This is a genomic window from Paenibacillus piscarius, assembly GCF_022234545.1.
Lineage (GTDB): Bacteria > Bacillota > Bacilli > Paenibacillales > Paenibacillaceae > Paenibacillus_AQ > Paenibacillus_AQ piscarius.
This window is the reverse complement of record NZ_JAIEUI010000015.1, coordinates 143054-159797: the sequence shown is the minus strand read 5'-3', so window position 1 is coordinate 159797 and position 16744 is coordinate 143054. Positions and strand designations below refer to the sequence as shown.

Annotated in this window: 20 protein-coding genes and 1 tRNA gene; 19 read left to right on the top strand and 2 right to left on the bottom strand. The window is 53.4% G+C overall.

Annotation, left to right across the window (positions count from 1 at the left end):
- The first annotated feature begins 153 nt into the window (after positions 1 to 153).
- From K1558_RS22075 to K1558_RS22035, 9 genes are all read left to right on the top strand, one after another.
- Positions 154 to 1671, top strand: a complete 1518-nt coding sequence (locus tag K1558_RS22075) for a carboxypeptidase M32 (RefSeq protein ID WP_238653828.1) — start codon at positions 154 to 156, stop codon at positions 1669 to 1671.
- Positions 1672 to 1745: 74 nt separating this feature from the next.
- Complete coding sequence (gene trhA, locus K1558_RS22070; protein WP_238653827.1) at positions 1746 to 2393, top strand: PAQR family membrane homeostasis protein TrhA; 648 nt, start codon at positions 1746 to 1748, stop codon at positions 2391 to 2393.
- Between the two features lie 164 nt (positions 2394 to 2557).
- Complete coding sequence (locus K1558_RS22065; RefSeq protein ID WP_238653826.1) at positions 2558 to 2914, top strand: putative DNA-binding protein; 357 nt, start codon at positions 2558 to 2560, stop codon at positions 2912 to 2914.
- Between the two features lie 22 nt (positions 2915 to 2936).
- Positions 2937 to 4325: a signal recognition particle protein gene (gene ffh, locus K1558_RS22060; RefSeq protein WP_238653825.1), complete on the top strand. Its 1389-nt coding sequence runs from the start codon at positions 2937 to 2939 to the stop codon at positions 4323 to 4325.
- A gap of 330 nt (positions 4326 to 4655) precedes the next feature.
- Positions 4656 to 4928, top strand: coding sequence for a 30S ribosomal protein S16 (gene rpsP, locus K1558_RS22055; protein WP_238653824.1), 273 nt, complete (start codon positions 4656 to 4658; stop codon positions 4926 to 4928).
- A 22-nt stretch (positions 4929 to 4950) separates the two neighbouring features.
- A complete protein-coding gene (locus K1558_RS22050) occupies positions 4951 to 5181 on the top strand; it encodes a KH domain-containing protein (protein ID WP_020432321.1) in 231 nt (76 codons plus the stop codon).
- Between the two features lie 107 nt (positions 5182 to 5288).
- Positions 5289 to 5813 (top strand): ribosome maturation factor RimM, encoded by a 525-nt coding sequence (gene rimM, locus K1558_RS22045; RefSeq protein ID WP_238653823.1) that lies wholly within the window; start codon positions 5289 to 5291, stop codon positions 5811 to 5813.
- Complete coding sequence (gene trmD, locus K1558_RS22040) at positions 5813 to 6622, top strand: tRNA (guanosine(37)-N1)-methyltransferase TrmD (protein ID WP_238653870.1); 810 nt, start codon at positions 5813 to 5815, stop codon at positions 6620 to 6622. The genes rimM and trmD overlap by 1 nt, the downstream gene beginning before the upstream one ends.
- A gap of 890 nt (positions 6623 to 7512) precedes the next feature.
- Positions 7513 to 7586 (top strand) — tRNA-Pro (locus tag K1558_RS22035).
- Between the two features lie 267 nt (positions 7587 to 7853).
- Here K1558_RS22035 and K1558_RS22030 read toward each other — a convergent pair.
- A complete protein-coding gene (locus tag K1558_RS22030; protein WP_238653822.1) occupies positions 7854 to 8048 on the bottom strand; it encodes a hypothetical protein in 195 nt (64 codons plus the stop codon).
- Positions 8049 to 8277: 229 nt separating this feature from the next.
- Here K1558_RS22030 and K1558_RS22025 point away from each other — a divergent pair, with 229 nt between their 5' ends.
- Entirely contained in the window at positions 8278 to 8535 is a 258-nt protein-coding gene (locus K1558_RS22025; protein WP_238653821.1) for an LSm family protein, read from the top strand.
- A 76-nt stretch (positions 8536 to 8611) separates the two neighbouring features.
- On the opposite strand, the gene K1558_RS22020 is transcribed toward K1558_RS22025, so the two are convergent.
- The gene (locus K1558_RS22020; RefSeq protein WP_238653820.1) at positions 8612 to 9562 is read right to left on the bottom strand and encodes a DUF4097 family beta strand repeat-containing protein; all 951 of its coding nucleotides are present in this window, start codon (positions 9560 to 9562) and stop codon (positions 8612 to 8614) included.
- Positions 9563 to 9773: 211 nt separating this feature from the next.
- Here K1558_RS22020 and K1558_RS22015 point away from each other — a divergent pair, with 211 nt between their 5' ends.
- The 9 genes from K1558_RS22015 (at position 9774) to K1558_RS21975 (ending at position 16702) form a co-directional block, all read left to right on the top strand.
- Positions 9774 to 10073, top strand: coding sequence for a hypothetical protein (locus K1558_RS22015; protein WP_238653819.1), 300 nt, complete (start codon positions 9774 to 9776; stop codon positions 10071 to 10073).
- Between the two features lie 146 nt (positions 10074 to 10219).
- Positions 10220 to 10564, top strand: a complete 345-nt coding sequence (gene rplS, locus K1558_RS22010) for a 50S ribosomal protein L19 (protein WP_238653818.1) — start codon at positions 10220 to 10222, stop codon at positions 10562 to 10564.
- 211 nt (positions 10565 to 10775) lie between these two features.
- Positions 10776 to 11396, top strand: a complete 621-nt coding sequence (gene lepB / locus K1558_RS22005; RefSeq protein WP_238653817.1) for a signal peptidase I — start codon at positions 10776 to 10778, stop codon at positions 11394 to 11396.
- A 30-nt stretch (positions 11397 to 11426) separates the two neighbouring features.
- On the top strand, positions 11427 to 12290 hold the full coding sequence (gene ylqF / locus K1558_RS22000) for a ribosome biogenesis GTPase YlqF (RefSeq protein WP_238653816.1): 864 nt from the start codon (positions 11427 to 11429) through the stop codon (positions 12288 to 12290).
- 231 nt (positions 12291 to 12521) lie between these two features.
- Entirely contained in the window at positions 12522 to 13154 is a 633-nt protein-coding gene (locus tag K1558_RS21995; protein ID WP_238653815.1) for a ribonuclease HII, read from the top strand.
- 99 nt (positions 13155 to 13253) lie between these two features.
- Positions 13254 to 15464, top strand: coding sequence for a hypothetical protein (locus K1558_RS21990; RefSeq protein ID WP_238653814.1), 2211 nt, complete (start codon positions 13254 to 13256; stop codon positions 15462 to 15464).
- Positions 15461 to 15763, top strand: coding sequence for an EscU/YscU/HrcU family type III secretion system export apparatus switch protein (locus K1558_RS21985; RefSeq protein WP_238653813.1), 303 nt, complete (start codon positions 15461 to 15463; stop codon positions 15761 to 15763). Before K1558_RS21990 ends, K1558_RS21985 begins: the two co-directional genes overlap by 4 nt.
- Positions 15760 to 16152 (top strand): YraN family protein, encoded by a 393-nt coding sequence (locus K1558_RS21980; RefSeq protein ID WP_238653812.1) that lies wholly within the window; start codon positions 15760 to 15762, stop codon positions 16150 to 16152. Before K1558_RS21985 ends, K1558_RS21980 begins: the two co-directional genes overlap by 4 nt.
- A gap of 133 nt (positions 16153 to 16285) precedes the next feature.
- Positions 16286 to 16702 (top strand): hypothetical protein, encoded by a 417-nt coding sequence (locus tag K1558_RS21975; RefSeq protein WP_238653811.1) that lies wholly within the window; start codon positions 16286 to 16288, stop codon positions 16700 to 16702.
- Positions 16703 to 16744 lie beyond the last annotated feature (42 nt).

The following is a 16744-nucleotide window of genomic DNA, read 5'->3' as shown; positions in this document are numbered from 1 at the left end:
TAATCATGATGAGTATAAGCGGTATTTCCGCTTCTGCTCTGTAGACCGCCTACTACTTCAAATTTGAAGAGGTACAGCCTGAATTTGATTATATATATTATAAAAAGTATCATCAAGAGGAGAAGAAAAAATTAACAAGGCAGGTGCTTATCCATGGAACAGCAGGTCCGGGAAGAGTGGGAGAAATTCAGTGAGCTATTATCCAAAATCAAAGGCTATTATGAAGCGATTGGGCTTCTTGGCTGGGATCTGCGCACCGGTGCGCCGCGTAAAGGCGTTGAGATGCGTTCGGCCACATTGGGGATGCTGAGCGCAGAGGCGTTCAAGCTTGAGATATCGGAGGAAATGGGAGCATTCACCGAATACTTCAGCCGTCCTGAGATCATGAGCCAGTTGAACAGCAATCAGAACAAAATTGTGAAGGATACCCGTAAGGAGTACCTGCGCAGCAAGAGTATTCCCGCCAAAACGTTCGAGGAGTATTCCGTGCTGACCGCTCATGCCCAGACGATCTGGGAAGAAGCCAAGGACAATGACGATTTCGCTTCCTTCGAGCCATATCTCAGCAAAATTGTTGAGCTTAAGCAGAAATTCATTGATTATTGGGGCGTGAAGGGTACGCGTTATGACACGCTGCTGGATATGTATGAGCCGGATCTGACGGTGGATAAGGTGGACGATATCTTCAGCCGCCTCCGCAGCCGTCTGGTTCCGCTTGCTGAGGCAATCAGCGCGTCGCCGAACAAGCCGGATACGGCGTTCCTGAGCCAGATTTTCCCCAAGGAGCAGCAGGAGAAGTTCGGCCTCTTCATGCTGGAACAGATGGGCTATGATTTCGAGGCGGGACGTCTGGATGAGAGTGTCCATCCGTTCGCAACGGGCCTGAACCCCGGCGATGTGCGTATTACAACGAACTACCTGCTGGACAATGTGACCAGCGCGATCTTCAGCTCGCTGCATGAGGGCGGACATGCCCTGTATGAGCAGAATTTCGGGGAAGAGCTGATCGGCACACCGCTGGCCCAGGGCGCTTCCATGGGAATTCATGAATCCCAGTCCAGACTGTGGGAGAATATGATCGGCCGCAGCCGGGCGTTCTGGCAGCGTTACTACGGTGATCTCCAGCAGCATTTCCCCGAGCAGCTTGCGGAGGTAACGATGGAGGACTTTTACCGGGCGATCAACAGTGTGGGCAATTCCTTCATCCGCATTGAAGCCGATGAGCTGACGTATAACCTGCATATTATTGTGCGCTATGAGATCGAGAAGCTGATCTTCAACGAAGGACTGGAAGTGAAGGATCTGCCGAAGATCTGGAACGCGAAGTACCAGGAGTATCTTGGCATTACGCCGCCGACCGATGCGCTGGGCGTGCTGCAGGATGTCCACTGGTCCGGTGGCGACTTCGGCTATTTCGCTTCCTATTCACTTGGCAACATGTACGCGGCCCAGATGCTGAATACGCTGCGCAAGGAGCTGCCGGAGTTCGAGGAGCTGATTGCCGCAGGCAACCTGCTGCCGATCAAGGAATGGCTAACCGATAAGGTATACCGCTACGGGCAGAGCCTGACCCCTTCGCAGATCATTGAGCAGGTGACCGGCGAGCCGCTGAACCCGGATTATCTGGCCGATTATCTGGAAGCGAAGTATACCGAGCTCTACAAGCTGTAGAATAACCAGTGGCTGGAAGGATGGCGGGGAAACAGCTATAATAGAAGGAAACCGTTAACGGAAGGAATTGTGGTATGGCTAACACTCACACTTACAGCCGCAGGGAAGAAGTGGCGAATGCGGTTACGCACGGAATTGGCGCTGTGTTAAGTATCGCCGCACTGGCGCTGCTGGTCGTATTTGCAGCTCTATACGGCACGGCCTGGCATGTTGTCAGCTTCTCGATCTATGGCGCTACGATGCTGCTGCTGTATTTTAATTCAACGATGGTCCATAGTCTCAAGGAAGGCAAGGCGAAGGATTTCTTTGAATTTCTGGATCACTCTTCGATCTATTTGTTTATCGCCGGCACGTATACGCCATTCATGCTGGTGGCCATCCGCGGGCCGCTGGGCTGGACACTGTTCGGCATCGCCTGGGGAATCGCGGTATTCGGGGTTGTATTCAAGGCTTTCTTCGTCAAAAGATTCCTGTTCATGTCCACCATCTTCTACATTGCGATGGGCTGGATGATTGTGATTGCCTGGGGGCCCTTGACTCAGGCTGTAGCCAGCGGCGGTATTACACTGCTGGTGCTCGGAGGAGTCCTGTACACATTGGGAACAATCTTCTATGTATGGCGGGGATTCCCGTATCATCATGCGATTTGGCATTTGTTCGTGCTCGCGGGTACAGTGCTTCACTTCTTCGTTGTTTTGTTGTATATTACCCCGATTCAATAAGGAAAGAGACATGAAAGAGGACGGTATTCCAGCGTGGAACCGCCCGTTTGGAACACAGAGAAAGATGACAAGCAAAAAAGCTTGACATCTTTCTTTGTTTTCGGTATCATAAGGGACGTTGTGAAGCTGTAAAGTGTTTTTCCTTGACGAAGGGAGTGCCCTTAATGAGTCAGGAGAATAGGCTCGAGAAGACGAACCGGATTAACCTGTTATTCGCTTTCTACGAACGGCTGCTTACTGATAAGCAGCAGACGTTCCTCAAATATTATTTCCATGATGATTTCTCCCTGGGGGAGATTGCAGCGGAATTTGAAATCAGCCGCCAGGCCGTGTATGAGCATATCAAGCGGGCCGAGCAGGTGCTGGAGAATTATGAAGAGAAGCTTGGACTGCTGTCCAAGCATGAAGACCGCAACAAGTATATTGAAGAACTGCGCAGACTGCCTGACCATGGGACGCTGCCTGAGGCATTTGAGCAGCGGTTCATGGACATCCTGGACCGGCTGCAGAAGTTAGAATAGCATTGAAGGGAGCGAGCCGCCTATGGCATTTGAAGGGTTAACCGGAAGATTGCAGAATGTGTTCAACAAGCTGCGCGGCAAGGGCAAAGTATCCGAAGATGATGTCAACGAAGCGATGCGCGAAGTGCGGCTGGCCCTTCTGGAAGCTGACGTTAACTTCAAGGTCGTCAAGGACTTCGTGTCCAAGGTGAAGGAGAAGTCAGTCGGTACGGAAGTGATGGACAGCTTCACGCCGGGCATGGTCATCATCGACATTGTGAATAAGGAACTGACCGAGCTGATGGGCGGCAGCCAGGCGAAGCTGGCGAAGGCGAACAAGCCGCCGACCGTTATCATGATGACGGGTCTGCAGGGGGCAGGGAAGACCACCACCTCCGGCAAGCTGGCGAAGCTGCTGCAGAAGGGCAATCACCGCCCGCTGCTTGTAGCGGCTGACATCTACCGTCCTGCGGCGATCAAGCAGCTGCAGGTGCTGGGCGACCAGATTAAGGTTCCGGTCTTCTCGCTGGGGGATCAGACAAGTCCGGTGGAGATCGCCAGACAAGGGATTCAGCATGCGAAGGACAACAACCTGGATTATGTACTTATCGATACCGCAGGCCGCCTGCATATAGATGAAGCTCTGATGGAAGAGCTGAAGCAGATCCATGCTGTAGCTAATCCTGATGAGGTACTGCTGGTTGTGGATGCCATGACCGGTCAGGATGCCGTGAATGTGGCAGACAGCTTCAATAAGCAGCTTGAGCTTACCGGTGTAGTGCTGACGAAGCTTGACGGTGACACCCGCGGCGGTGCCGCGTTGTCCGTCAAGGCCGTTACCGGCTGCCCGATCAAGTTCGCTGCGCTCGGTGAGAAGATTGATGCACTGGAGCCGTTCCATCCGGAGCGGATGGCGTCGCGGATTCTCGGCATGGGCGACATGCTCTCCCTGATCGAGAAGGCCCAGGCCAACATCGACACCGAGAAAGCGAAGGAAATGGAACGTAAGATGCGCAATGCGGAATTTACGTTCGATGACTTCCTGGAGCAGATGGACCAGGTCAAGAAGCTTGGCCCGATCGATCAGATCCTTGATATGCTGCCCGGCATGAATAAGGCCAAGGGTATGAAGGATCTGAAGGTCGACGATAAGCAGATGGGCCGTGTCGAAGCCATTGTTCATTCCATGACCAAGGCTGAGAAAGCCCAGCCTGAGATCATTAACCATAACCGCCGCAAGCGTATCGCTGCAGGCAGCGGCACCAACGTGGCTGAGGTGAACCGGCTCATCAAGCAATTCGACGAGATGCGCAAGATGATGAAGCAGTTCTCCGGCATGATGGGCGGCGGAGGCAAGGGCGGCAAGAAGAACGCCATGAAGCAGCTGAAGGGCCTTGCCGGTAAGGGCGGCATGAAGTTCCCGTTCCGTTGATCTTAATCTTTTAATCATTTGTTTTTAAAGATCAGACATAGTACAACATCAGAAGATCAAAGGGTTTTGATCTTGCCCTTAATCTTTCCCCCGTATCCAGGGAACATCGCCGTCAAGCGTATCCCGCAGGGAGGAAAAGCGGTCCTTCACCAACCCCCCTCTAAGTCCCGCAAGTCTGAACGCCTACGCTAATTGCACTTAGCAGGTGTCCAGAGGGTGCAACCCTTTGGGGCCCTCCCTTGGAGAAGGGAGGGTTTGGGAGGGATGGAAAAAGGGTTTATCTTTAAACAATTCCCTATATTCCGATATTCTACTAAGGAGGTGAATTTCGTGGCAGTACGTATTCGTCTGAAAAGAATGGGTGCACATAAAGCGCCTTTCTACCGTGTAGTGGTTTCCGATTCCCGGTCCCCTCGTGACGGTCGTTTTATTGAGGAAATCGGTTATTATAATCCGGTTGAAGTTCCAGCAGTCGTTAAGATTGATGAAGAGAAGGCTCTTAAATGGCTTCAGACAGGTGCCCAGGCATCTGATACCGTCCGCAACCTGCTTTCCAAGGCTGGCGTGATGAAGAAGTTCCATGAGTCAAAGCTACAGAAATAATGACTGATTGCGAGGGTCCTCTATGGAAGAATTAGTTGGCGTTATTGCTAAGGCTTTAGTGGATCATCCGGAGGATGTGGCTGTGCGGACCGTGGAGAAGGATCACCTGATTGTCTATGAGCTTTCCGTACATCCTGATGATGTCGGCAAGGTCATCGGCAAGCAGGGGCGGATCGCCAAAGCGCTTCGTACCGTAGTCACATCGGCAGCAGTCAAGAGCGATAAACGCGTTACCGTGGATATTTTATCTTAAGGATGCGCACAAGAGGGGCTAGGGATAGTATATCCCGGCTCCTTTTTGTTGAAAATATAAGAATTTATAGGTTGCACACGATAAGAACGGCAGAAGGAGAGGAAGTTATGACGGAAGAGCTAACGGTAGGCAGGCTGGTGAATACCCATGGAGTCCGCGGGGAGATCAAAATTCTGTCCCACACCGATTTCCCGGAAGTGCGCTTTGCCCCCGGCAAGAAGCTGCTGCTGATTCCGGCCGACGGAAGCCCGAAATTCGAGGTCACGATCGAGTCGGCCCGCGAGCATAAAGGGATGTATATCGCGAAGCTTAAAGGGTATACCAATATCAACGAGGTTGAGAAATACAAAGGCAGTATGCTGAAGGTGCCGGCGGAGGACCTGGTGGAGCTGCCGGAGAACGAATATTATTTCCATCAGATCGTGGGCTGTGAGGTCTACACCGATGAGAATCCAGAGCAGCCCTTGGGAACGATCAAGGAGATTCTGCGGCCCGGGGCGAATGATGTCTGGGTCGTGAAGCCGGCCAAGGGCTCCGATATTCTGATTCCGGTGATTAACGATGTCGTGCTTGATGTAGATATTGCCGCCAAAAGAATTACTGTCCACCTTATGGAAGGGCTGCTTCCATGATGCGGATTGATGTGCTGACGCTGTTCCCGGACATGTGTGAAGGCGTGTTCGGCACCAGCATTCTCGGCAAGGCCCGGGAGAAGGGGATCGTTACGCTAAATGCCGTTAACTTCCGTGACTTCTCGGGGAACAAGCACAACAGTGTGGATGATACGCCTTATGGGGGCGGGGGAGGCATGGTACTGAAGCCTGATCCGATCTTCGCAGCGGTAGAGCATGTTCTGGCCCAGAGCGCCGCTGACAGCAGGCAGGAAGGGGCTGCTGAGGGTAATGTTGCTGAAGACAATACCGCTGTGAAACCGCGCATCATCCTCATGTGCCCCCAAGGCCAGACCTATAATCAGCAGATTGCCGAGGAGCTGGCGCAGGAGCGGCATCTCATCTTCATCTGCGGACATTACGAGGGCTACGATGAGCGCATCCGCGAGCATCTGGTGACAGATGAGCTGTCGATCGGGGACTATGTCTTGACCGGGGGAGAGCTTCCTGCCTTAACGGTAATAGATTCGGTCGTACGGCTCCAGCCCGGGGCACTCGGGAACGAGACCTCTGCAGTGACGGACTCCTTCAGCACGGGGCTGCTGGAGTATCCGCACTACACCCGCCCTGCGGAATTCCGGGGATGGAAGGTGCCGGATATGCTGCTTAGCGGGCATCATGCCAATATTGAGGGTTGGCGGCGTGAGCAGGCACTCCAGCGTACGCTGGAACGCCGGCCGGATCTGCTGGAGACGGCTGTGCTGACTGAGAAGGACAAGCAAACACTGAAGCGGCTCCGGGAGCAGGCAAGCTCTAAGGAAAACAATTAAAATTTGGGCCACGATAGTTGTCATAACCAGCGTCTTGTTAACGTATATTACGTTAGGGAGGCGTTTTTTGCTGTGTGCCGGGAACCGTATACGGCTATCAATCGATGGAAGGGGCAAGCCGAGAGAATAGAAGCACCCAGAAAAAATGAGCCTAGATGTGTCGGCGTCCTCATGCCAGGGTAATAGATAGAGGCGCCGCAAGAATAGATGCAGCTTAAGATACAGCTAGCTTAACTACCGAAAGGAATGACTGAAGTGACTACGAATACGCATGAACCATTCAAGCCTGCCGTGGACACAGTCCACAACAAAGAGGCGGAGCCGCTCCGCACCGTTAGTGATATTATCGATTTCTATAAGAACCGCAAATCGTAATTAAATATAGCCCCGGCCATACAGCAGATTCCACCAGTAACCGCCTGAGCGCAGAAGGACTTAAGGTCCCTCTCGCTCAGGCGGTTATTATTTATTCATTACTTCATGTATATGCACAAGTAAGCAAACAAAAGTAAGCAAACAAAAAAAGACCGTCCGAAGACGGTCTTTCTACCCGAGGCGCTAACTTGTAACTTTGATCCGTATCCCGCGCCACCAAGGCTAAGAGGTTCAGCCGTTGGTCCGGGTAAGGGATACGTTCAGCATGTCATGCTTGATGTGAACGCACCTCCTTTCCTTGTGCCAAGAGTATAGCATAGCTTGCGGGGAATATCCATTGAATTTTAACAATATTCTTGAAAAACATTCTAGCAAATTATTCTAGCACTTGATTTGAAACGGAAGCGAATCTGAGGTATATTATAACTATACATAAAAAGTAACCGTTTCCCGGAATATTCTGTCTTGTGCGGACGTATGTTATTTCGAAGGGATGCGGTGGTTCATCTTATTGTCGGGGTATAGCGCAGCCTGGTAGCGCGCACCCTTGGGGTGGGTGAGGTCGCAGGTTCAAATCCTGTTACTCCGATTTATGAAGCGAAGCAGATAAGATCACGCCGGACGGACCTTAGATCCTGAAGGAGTGGTCTTATTTGTTGCAAGAACTTGCAATAATCAGTGGTGTTCGTTTACAAAGAGAGGTAGCCGGCCGCCCTTGCAAGCCTATTCTATTGCTTCTGTGATTATATCATATTTTGGCGAGGATTGGCATTTATTGCTAGGTGAAAAATAAAAACACTTCCGTCAGAACAATGCTCTGAGGGAAGTGTTTGATTGATGTAGTATTTATGTCCGGTTATATCCTGCCCCGATCCTCATCCCGGCGGTTAAGCATAATCACCCCGGTTACGAGCGAATATAAGCCAACAGCCAAAAGCAGTACAATGGCCCAAGTATAATTGCGTACGGTGTAGGTGAGCGAAGCGAAAATAATAAACCAGGCGATCCGCAGTACTCCTTCGTTCATAAAACGTCTGCCTGCTGTGCTCATGATTCCTGCCTCCTTAATGAATTGTAGAATAAAGTTCATAATCATTAGAATTTATTTTGAATGGTTACTCTAATATTACCCCTTTTTACACAAAATTGATACACAATGTTCACAAGTTCTTGTTTTCACAGCAAGTTTATTTATTGACAGCCTAGCCGTGATGATAGCCGTTGCCGGCTTATCCCGCCCCTCATAAGATACAGAAACACGGTTGAGGAGGAAAAAGCAGATGGATGCTTATTATAATTGCCTTCATTGCAAAAATAAGCGGGTACGGATAATGACCACTGACGGCAAGCGCCACGAAGGAATCATTGTTGATGTGGACCGGAACAACGTGTATCTGAAAACGAAGGGCAACGGCAGAATGCAAACCTCGGCCTTCTATCCGGGAGGACCGGGGAGCTACTACGGCGGGTATTATGGCTATGGCAGTCAAATTCTTACCCTGAGCCTGTTCACACTGCTGGCGATTGCTCTGATCTGATCACTGCCAGATACACCAAAAAAGTGGGCCCCTGATGGTCAGGGTCACCCACTTTTTGTTGTGATATCAATAAAAATTATTGAACAGATATAGCTCCGATCTGTGTGCTGAGTGTGATGAGCGGACCGCCGCCGTTGAAATCCCTGGTCTTGCCGTCTCCGTTGCCCGAGATGTGGCCAAGCTCACTGCTGGCTTCTACTGTGCATGGAAGGGAGCCGGCCAGATCAGCACTGATTCTGCCAATGTCGCTTTTTGCCTTGAGGCTGCTTCCGCTGTCCATGCCCGAAATGCCCAGCTCTATGCTGCCTGTATTCGACTCCACCTTTGATTTACCGGTAAAGACGGCGTCTTGCAGAATGATGCTGCCCACATTATTATTGATCTCGTACGCACCCTCCAGACCACGGAGCTGAACGTTGCCTACATTATTGTTAATCTCGAATCTGTCTACGCTATGCGGCAGCCCGATTACATAATTAATGCTTAAATTGGAGGTTCCGTATTCATGCTGGGCCCATTCCCACAGGCTCTTCTTCCGGTTGGCTTGACCGTGGCTGGAGACGATCAGCGCGTCGCCTTTATGCTCAATCGAGATCTCAGCGTGATCAAGAATACCGGATACCGACTCGTGGTCCTTGGGCTCATAGACAATAACGGTGGCCTCAACCTCAATCTCGTCGCCGGAGGCGGGAGTCACGGTGACTTCGCCAAGCGGATTGTCAAGCTTAAGCACAGAGGCCGAGGATACCGGGAGCGACGTGGAGAACTCTCTGCTGATGCCATGGGCATTCAGCTTATCTTGAAGCTTGTCTGTAGTATTCTGGACAACGTCTCCTACAGCTACAGTAGCGTTGCTGATCCCCTGCTTGACGGCCGCGGCTGCTTCTTCACTGAAGCTTCCGGATATGCGCTGCTCTAACTGATTGCCGGCGGATTCTTTGCCGGGAAGTTCCCGGCATCCTGCGAGCAGAACGATGGAGAATACGGCTGCGGCGGCGACGATGGCTGGATTATGTTTTTTCTTCACTATATAGACCCTCCTAATGGATAATCAGTTGCTTATGTATACTCAATATTATATATTATGGGAAAACATTGAATAACAGGCTGGCGGCGGGTTGCGATACTGGACCATAGTCTAGTAAGCTGGAACAGAACGGTACGGAGACGGACCGGAATCCGGTATATGAACGTATTCGGATGAGGCAGTCAGGGCGGAGCGGATGAGAAGGGAGCGGATGAGTGAAATGGTAGTTGCAGCGGTTGTGATGATCGTACTGGCGGGTGCAGCTGTCTATGCAGTGTCCCGCAGCCGGATGAACCCGGGAAAGACGGAGACGGCGAAGCCGGCCAGGAGCAATGTGATCTCTATGGAAGGTCACCGCAGGGCCAAGCAGAACGCTACAGAACAGCTCTGCTCCTCCTGCAGGAAGAAGAACGGCAAGCTGATCTTTTATGCACAGGACGATGGAAGTGTCGTAGGGCTATGTAAAGATTGCAAGGCCAAGGCGAAGAAACGGGATATGCTGCCGCTTTAATGAATAAATATATGTTGCAGAAGCTTGTAATTTGTGTTAATATAACTTCTGTTGTGTGGAATACGGTGGTCCTCTGCGGATAATGAGGGAGAGCAAGGGCTCTCCGGAAGAGGCAAGAACACCTGTACGGAAGGAGGAAGTCCTTAATGAATATCCTACAAGCTATTACACAAGAGCAACTTCGTAAAGATATCCCGAGTTTTCGCCCGGGTGACACTTTGAAGGTGCATGTAAAAGTTATCGAAGGAACTCGTGAGCGTGTCCAGTTGTTCGAAGGCGTTGTAATCAAACGCCGCGGCGGCGGGATTGGAGAGACTTTTACAGTTCGTAAAATCTCTTATGGTGTTGGTGTGGAAAGAACATTCCCAGTCAACTCCCCTAAAATCGAGAAAATCGAAGTGGCTCGCCGCGGTAAAGTGCGTCGTGCGAAGCTGTACTATCTTCGTGACCTGCGCGGTAAAGCTGCAAGAATTAAAGAAATCCGTCGCTAGAATACGGACAGATGAAAGGGGCTTGAGTTCAAGCCCCTTTCGTTATTTCTTGCGGATAACAATTTTTGTTTGTGGGGTTTATGAACCTATGTGCCTTAGGAACAGCTTCTCCGAAAAGGCCTCCTGAAGGAGTAATCACGGGGGAGTTTTTGGCAGAAGTTTTTTTGTGTTGTATAGTGGAGATAACAAGAGCTAGAGAGGACGGTGAACTATGCAGCAGGATATGCAGCAGGGGCAAGGCGAGATTGCGGAATCTGGCGGGCAGACCCCCCGGAAGCCGAAGAATGAAGTTCTGGAATGGATTAAGGCGATAGCGATTGCATTGGTTCTGGTTATTCTAATACGCTGGCTGTTGTTCAAGCCGTTTATTGTAGACGGACCTTCCATGAAGCCTAACTTTCATACCGGCGAGCGTGTGATTGTGAATGAGATTCTCTATGATATCCGTGAGCCGAAGCGCGGGGAAGTCATTGTGTTCCATGTTCCGTCTGAAGGCAGGGATTTCATTAAACGTGTCATTGGAGTTGCCGGTGATACGGTCAAAGTGGAAGGGGATGTCGTTACAGTTAATGGCGAGCCTGTGAATGAGACGTATATTCAGGGTGCTATTGATGAGTCCCACAAGAACAACGCTTTGTACAACGACAAGAACTTCCCGAACGAGCAGTTCACAGATGGTACTGTCCCGGAAGGCCATGTATTTGTTATGGGGGACAACCGCTCTGACAGTACAGACAGCCGGATGATCGGCTATGTACCGCTTGGCGATATCGTTGGCCGTGCTGACCTGATTTTCTGGCCGGTGAAGGATATCTCCATTATTAACCATTAACAGGACTGAAAGTCTAAGGAGGTGACGGCATTGGCCATTCAATGGTTTCCTGGTCATATGACGAAGGCAAGACGGCAAATCGAGGATAAGCTGAAGCTGATTGATGTTGCAATAGAACTGCTTGATTCCCGTCTGCCGTTGTCCAGCCGTAATCCGATGATTGACGATATTTTGCGGGAAAAGCCAAGGCTGATTATTCTGAACAAGGCGGATCTGGCTGATCCCGAGACCACACGCAGGTGGCTGGCTTACTTCAAGGCTGAGGGGCATGTGGCTCACCCGGTGGATGCATCAACCGGAACGGGAATCAAGGAGATTCCCGAGCAGGTCAAGCTGCTGCTGAAGGAGAAGATCGACCGGCAGCTGGCCAAAGGAATGAACCCGCGCGCGATGCGGGCGCTGATCGTCGGGATTCCCAATGTAGGCAAGTCGACGCTCATTAACCGGATGGCCGGCAAGAATATTGCGATTACTGGTGACCGTCCAGGCGTGACCAAAGGCCAGCAGTGGATCAAGACAGGCGGTGACCTGGAGCTGCTGGATACCCCGGGGATTCTCTGGCCGAAGTTCGAGGACCAGGTAGTGGGCTATAAGCTGGCAGTTACCGGAGCGATCAAGGAAGAGATCCTGAATATTGAGGATATTGCCTTCTATGCGGTTAAATATCTGATTAAGGATTACGGCAGCCGCTTCCAGGAACGCTTCGGTATCGTCAAGCTGCCTGAGGATCTGGAGAACCCGGACGAGATCGTAGCTGTGATGGAAGCGGTAGGTCGTAAACGCGGCTGCCTCATGAGCGGCGGACGTGTAGATCTGGAGAAGGCTTCGCGTGCGCTGCTGCATGAGCTGCGTGCCGGGAAGCTGGGACGCTTCACACTGGAAACGCCTGAATAGCACAGAATGAGGTATGGAAGAGCCATCCGAAGATAATGGATAGGCTCTTTTTTGCGTGGGAGGGTGATTTGGTGCATGAAGGAAAGGCCATTGTATTAGATGGTTTTGTACAACTTTTTGGGATTAACGTAGTAATAATGTAGGTAATGTTGTCTGAGCGCAGAAGGATAAGTTTCAGAGTGATGAATAGACAGAGTTTCATTAATATAGCATGGGACAGGCGGGGATACGATGAGTACAGCAGATATGCTTGGATATGAAAAAGAAGGCTGGGCCCAATCCTTCCGCCACATCGCGGGTGTGGATGAGGTAGGCAGAGGGTGTTTGTTCGGGGACGTGGTGGCTGCGGCCGTTATTCTGCCTGCGGGGCTGATTATTGAAGGGGTGGACGACTCCAAGAAGCTGACGGCCAAAAAGCGCGATGCCTTGTATGAGCTGATTATGGAGCAGGCGCTGGCTGTCAGTGTAGGATATGTGGATTCCACGGTAATTGATGAGATTAATATTAAGCAGGCCGCACGCCTGGCAATGCGCCAAGCCGTTGAAGGCTTAAGCCAGCAGCCGGATTATATGCTTGTGGATGCGGAGAAGGTGGATCTGCCTGTTCCGCAGCGTTCAATTATTAAGGGGGATGCGAACAGCCAGTCCATCGCTGCAGCTTCGATTGTAGCGAAGGTTACACGTGACCGGCTCTGTGAAGGTGTATGGGAGGAGATGTACCCGGATTACGGGATCAAAATACATAAAGGATATGCGACCAAGCTGCACCGTGAACAAATCAAGCTGCTTGGGGTAACTCCGATGCACCGCCGCAGCTTCATCGGCAATATTTTGGCGGAGCAGGAACAGCTGTCTTTGTTCTGACGATGACTAGATACAGTAACAATCGGACCGGAAAAACCGATATACATTAGAAAGGGACAGGAGGCGGACAACATAAATATCGGGTCGCTGATTCGCGGGTTGCTTGGGGACACCAGGGCAGGAGAATCTAAATCGGTAGAGCTTAAGGAAGGCCAGGTTGTTCGCGGCGTTGTACTTAGCGTATCGGATTCTGGAAAAGAAGCCGTCGTACAGATTCAGGGTACGCCGGTCCGGGCGGAGCTGGAAACACCGCTGGCTGCGGGTCAGACGTTGAATCTGCAGGTAGGAGCGCCCGGAGAGGGCGGTCTGCCGGTGCTGAAGCCCGTATCGCTGGGTGAGGCTGCGATGACATCGCCGCAGAGCATGGGCGAGGCTATTGAAGCTATGGGATTGGCTAGCTCGAAGGCAGGACGGGAGATTATCCAGGCCATGCAGGCCGGAGGATTAGCGTTCACTAAGGAGACTGCTGCAACGCTTGATGCAGCAATGAATGCCAAGCCGCCGGGGGTGCCTGCATCGGAATGGCTGGAGGCAGCAGTCGTCTCGATGAAGCGGGGATTGCCGGTGACTGCGGAGACCATCAAGGGCCTGCAGCAGGCCATATTCGGACCGAAGCTGCATCAGCTGCTGGCCGCCCTGGAGACGGAGCTGGGTGTATGGGCGCAGCAGAGCGGCGGTGGAACAGGGACAGGTGAAGCTGCGGGAGCCGGAAGGACGGCCGGTGCGGCAGGCGCCGCTTTGCTGGGAACAGGAGCGTCTGTTTCGGCGAACGCGGCTGGCAATAGTGTCAGTGCCGGAGGTAGCCCGGGGATGGTACAGCCATCCGGCAGCACGGGGTTGGCTGCAGGAGTGCAAGCAGGCGGCAGGGCTGGAGTATTGCGCGAAGGTGAAGCTGCAGGTACAACCGCTGGAGTACGGGGAGGTGCAGGTGCTGTGCCGGTAACGCAAGGAAGTGCGGGCGCGGCAGCTGGGACGCAAGAAGGTTCAGAGGCAGCCGGTACGGCTGAAGGTGCGCGCACTGCGGCTGGAGTGCGTGATGGTGCGGGTGCAGCGGCAGGACTGCGCGAGGGTGCAGGGGCAACGGCGGTACCGCAACCAAGTGCGGGTGTTGCTTCAGGAACCGGTGAGGGTGCCAGAGCTGTGTCCGGAGCACGCGATGGTGCGGGTTCGGCGGCGTCAGCCGCGGGTGAAGCTTCAGGCACGGCTGCTGTGTCACGCGAAGGTACTGGTGCTGATTCAGGAGCGGGTGGAGGCGCCAGAGCTGTGACCGGAGCACGCGATGGTGCAGGTACAGCGGCGTCAGGAACGCTAAGCAGCGCGGGTGCCGCGGCTGGAGGACGTGAAGGAGCGGGGGCTGCGGCGGCAGGGAATGAAAGTGCAGGAACTGCGGCGGTATCACGCGACGGAGAGGGCGCTGGCGCTGTGGCTGGAGCGCGTGATGCTGCGGGCATGGCAGCAGCAGGCGTGCGCGACAGCGCCGGGGCGGGCCTGCTGGCGAAGCTGCAGGGCGTCCTGACGGAGCTGCGCGGCGCGCTGCCGCAGCTCAGCGATGCGCCGCCCGCCTCCGGCACGGCGGGCGGCACGGGCGCCCCGCCTGCACCGGCGGGGCAAGACCCCGTCCCCGCTGCGCTGCGCGGGGACACTGCCGCCACCCGGGGCGACGCGCCTTGGGTGGGGCAGGTCTTGAAGCTGCTCGGTGCGGAGCACGAGCAGCTGGCGGTGCGCGGCGGCGTGCCGCATGCCGCGCATGCAGCGTCCGGCGGCGCGGAAGAGGCCGCCGGGACGCTCAAGGGCCTGCTGCTGCAGGTGCTGGGCAGCAGTGAGGCCCCGCCCGCGGTCAAGGAAGCCGCGGGCCAGCTCGTGCAGCAGCTGACGGGTCAGCAGCTGCTGCTGAATACGGACCGCACCGCGCCGTTCGCGCAGGTGACGATGTTCCTGCCGCTGCAGGGGCCGGACGGCCGGGAGACGGCCTCGGTGCACATCCAGTCGCGGCGCGGGCGCAAGGGCGAGCTGGATGCGGCGAACTGCCGCCTCTGGTTCGACCTGGATATGAAGCTGCTCGGCCATACCCTGGTTGATGTGCAGGTGATGGACCGGATTGTCAGCCTGAAGCTGCACAATAATGAACCCTGGGTGCAGGAGCTGCTGGAAGGGCGCCGCGAGGAGATTCGTACTGCGGTGGAATCCATTGGCTACCAGTTATCCGGCCTGCGGGCTGAACCTCTGCCGGAGCTGAATGTAGCTGCTTCGGCGGCCAAGCCCTCGGATTATGTTCCGCATGAATATAAAGGAGTAGATTACCGCATATGAGTGAACCGGAGCAGAAGGTTCCGCAGAACCTGAAAAAGGCAGTCGCCCTGAAATATGTTCCCGGCCAGACGGAGGCGCCCGTCGTTGTTGCCAAAGGGCAGGGGGCGGTAGCTGATGTGATCTTGCAAAAGGCAAAGGAAAACGGGGTCGCCGTGCAGGAGGATGCAGCGCTCGTGGAGGTGCTGTCCAAGCTGGATCTGGACCAGCAGATTCCTCCGCAGCTGTATCAGCTGGTGGCAGAGATTCTTAGCTATGTCTACCAGAGTGACCGGATCGCCGGGGAACGGAGCCGGAAGTGAGCCGCGCCTCCGGCGGCATCCCGTATACCCGCAGGGAAAAAGGTGCGGCCGCAGAGCAGGCGGCCAGTCTGTATCTGACTTCACGGGGATACCGGATCTTGGAGCATAACTGGCGCTGCCGCAGCGGGGAGCTGGATATTATAGCAGAATATGAAGCAGGTCTGGTCTTCATTGAGGTGCGCAGCCGCAGCGGTTCCCCGCAGAGAGGGACCGCAGAGGAGTCGGTGGATGCACGCAAAATCCGTCAGGTGAGACAAACAGCCGGTGTATACCTTCATCAGTATCAGGAGGGAATCAGTCAGGCTAACATCTCCTTCGATGTGATTGCTGTGCAGCTTAATGCAGATTTAAGTGTGGCCTCGCTCCGGCACATCCGGGGCGCATTTTAGCCCTCAAGGCCCGCCGGGCCGGTGAAATGATACAGTTAACCCTGACATGGGACGGACTTCGTGGGTCATTTCTCAAAAGATGTGGGTAAACATTAGTGTGACTTTTAATGCCACCATGAGGAGGGCTGCCGATATGAGAAATCAACAACCGATGGATATACAGGTTAGCTTTACTTGCCAGCATTGCGAACACAAAGTGGTAACTGAACTTGGCGCTGAGCCCTTGTCGGTTGTATGCTGCAGCAATTGTAACAAGACATTCACCGTTATGCGGCCTGCTATAGCGGAAGAGATATTGATTGACTGGGAGAATGAAGCCTTGTTCCACAAGATGCGTGCTGAGAAGACCCAGGACAGCAACAGCAGCCTCTTGTCGCTGGTCATCAATGTGATCGAGCTGCTGACCTGGCGGGATAAGGGCAACGGTCAGGTCGAAGCCATTAAGGAAATGCGCAAATGGCTGGTTGAGCATGAAGAAGCCCCGCCGGTGGCAGAATTAATCCAATCGAATGTGAACCGGCGCGGAGCCAAGCGGAATTGGGAGAAATGAGGAGCTTCAGCTGCACACTAAGCAGTGTGAAGCTCCCGTAAG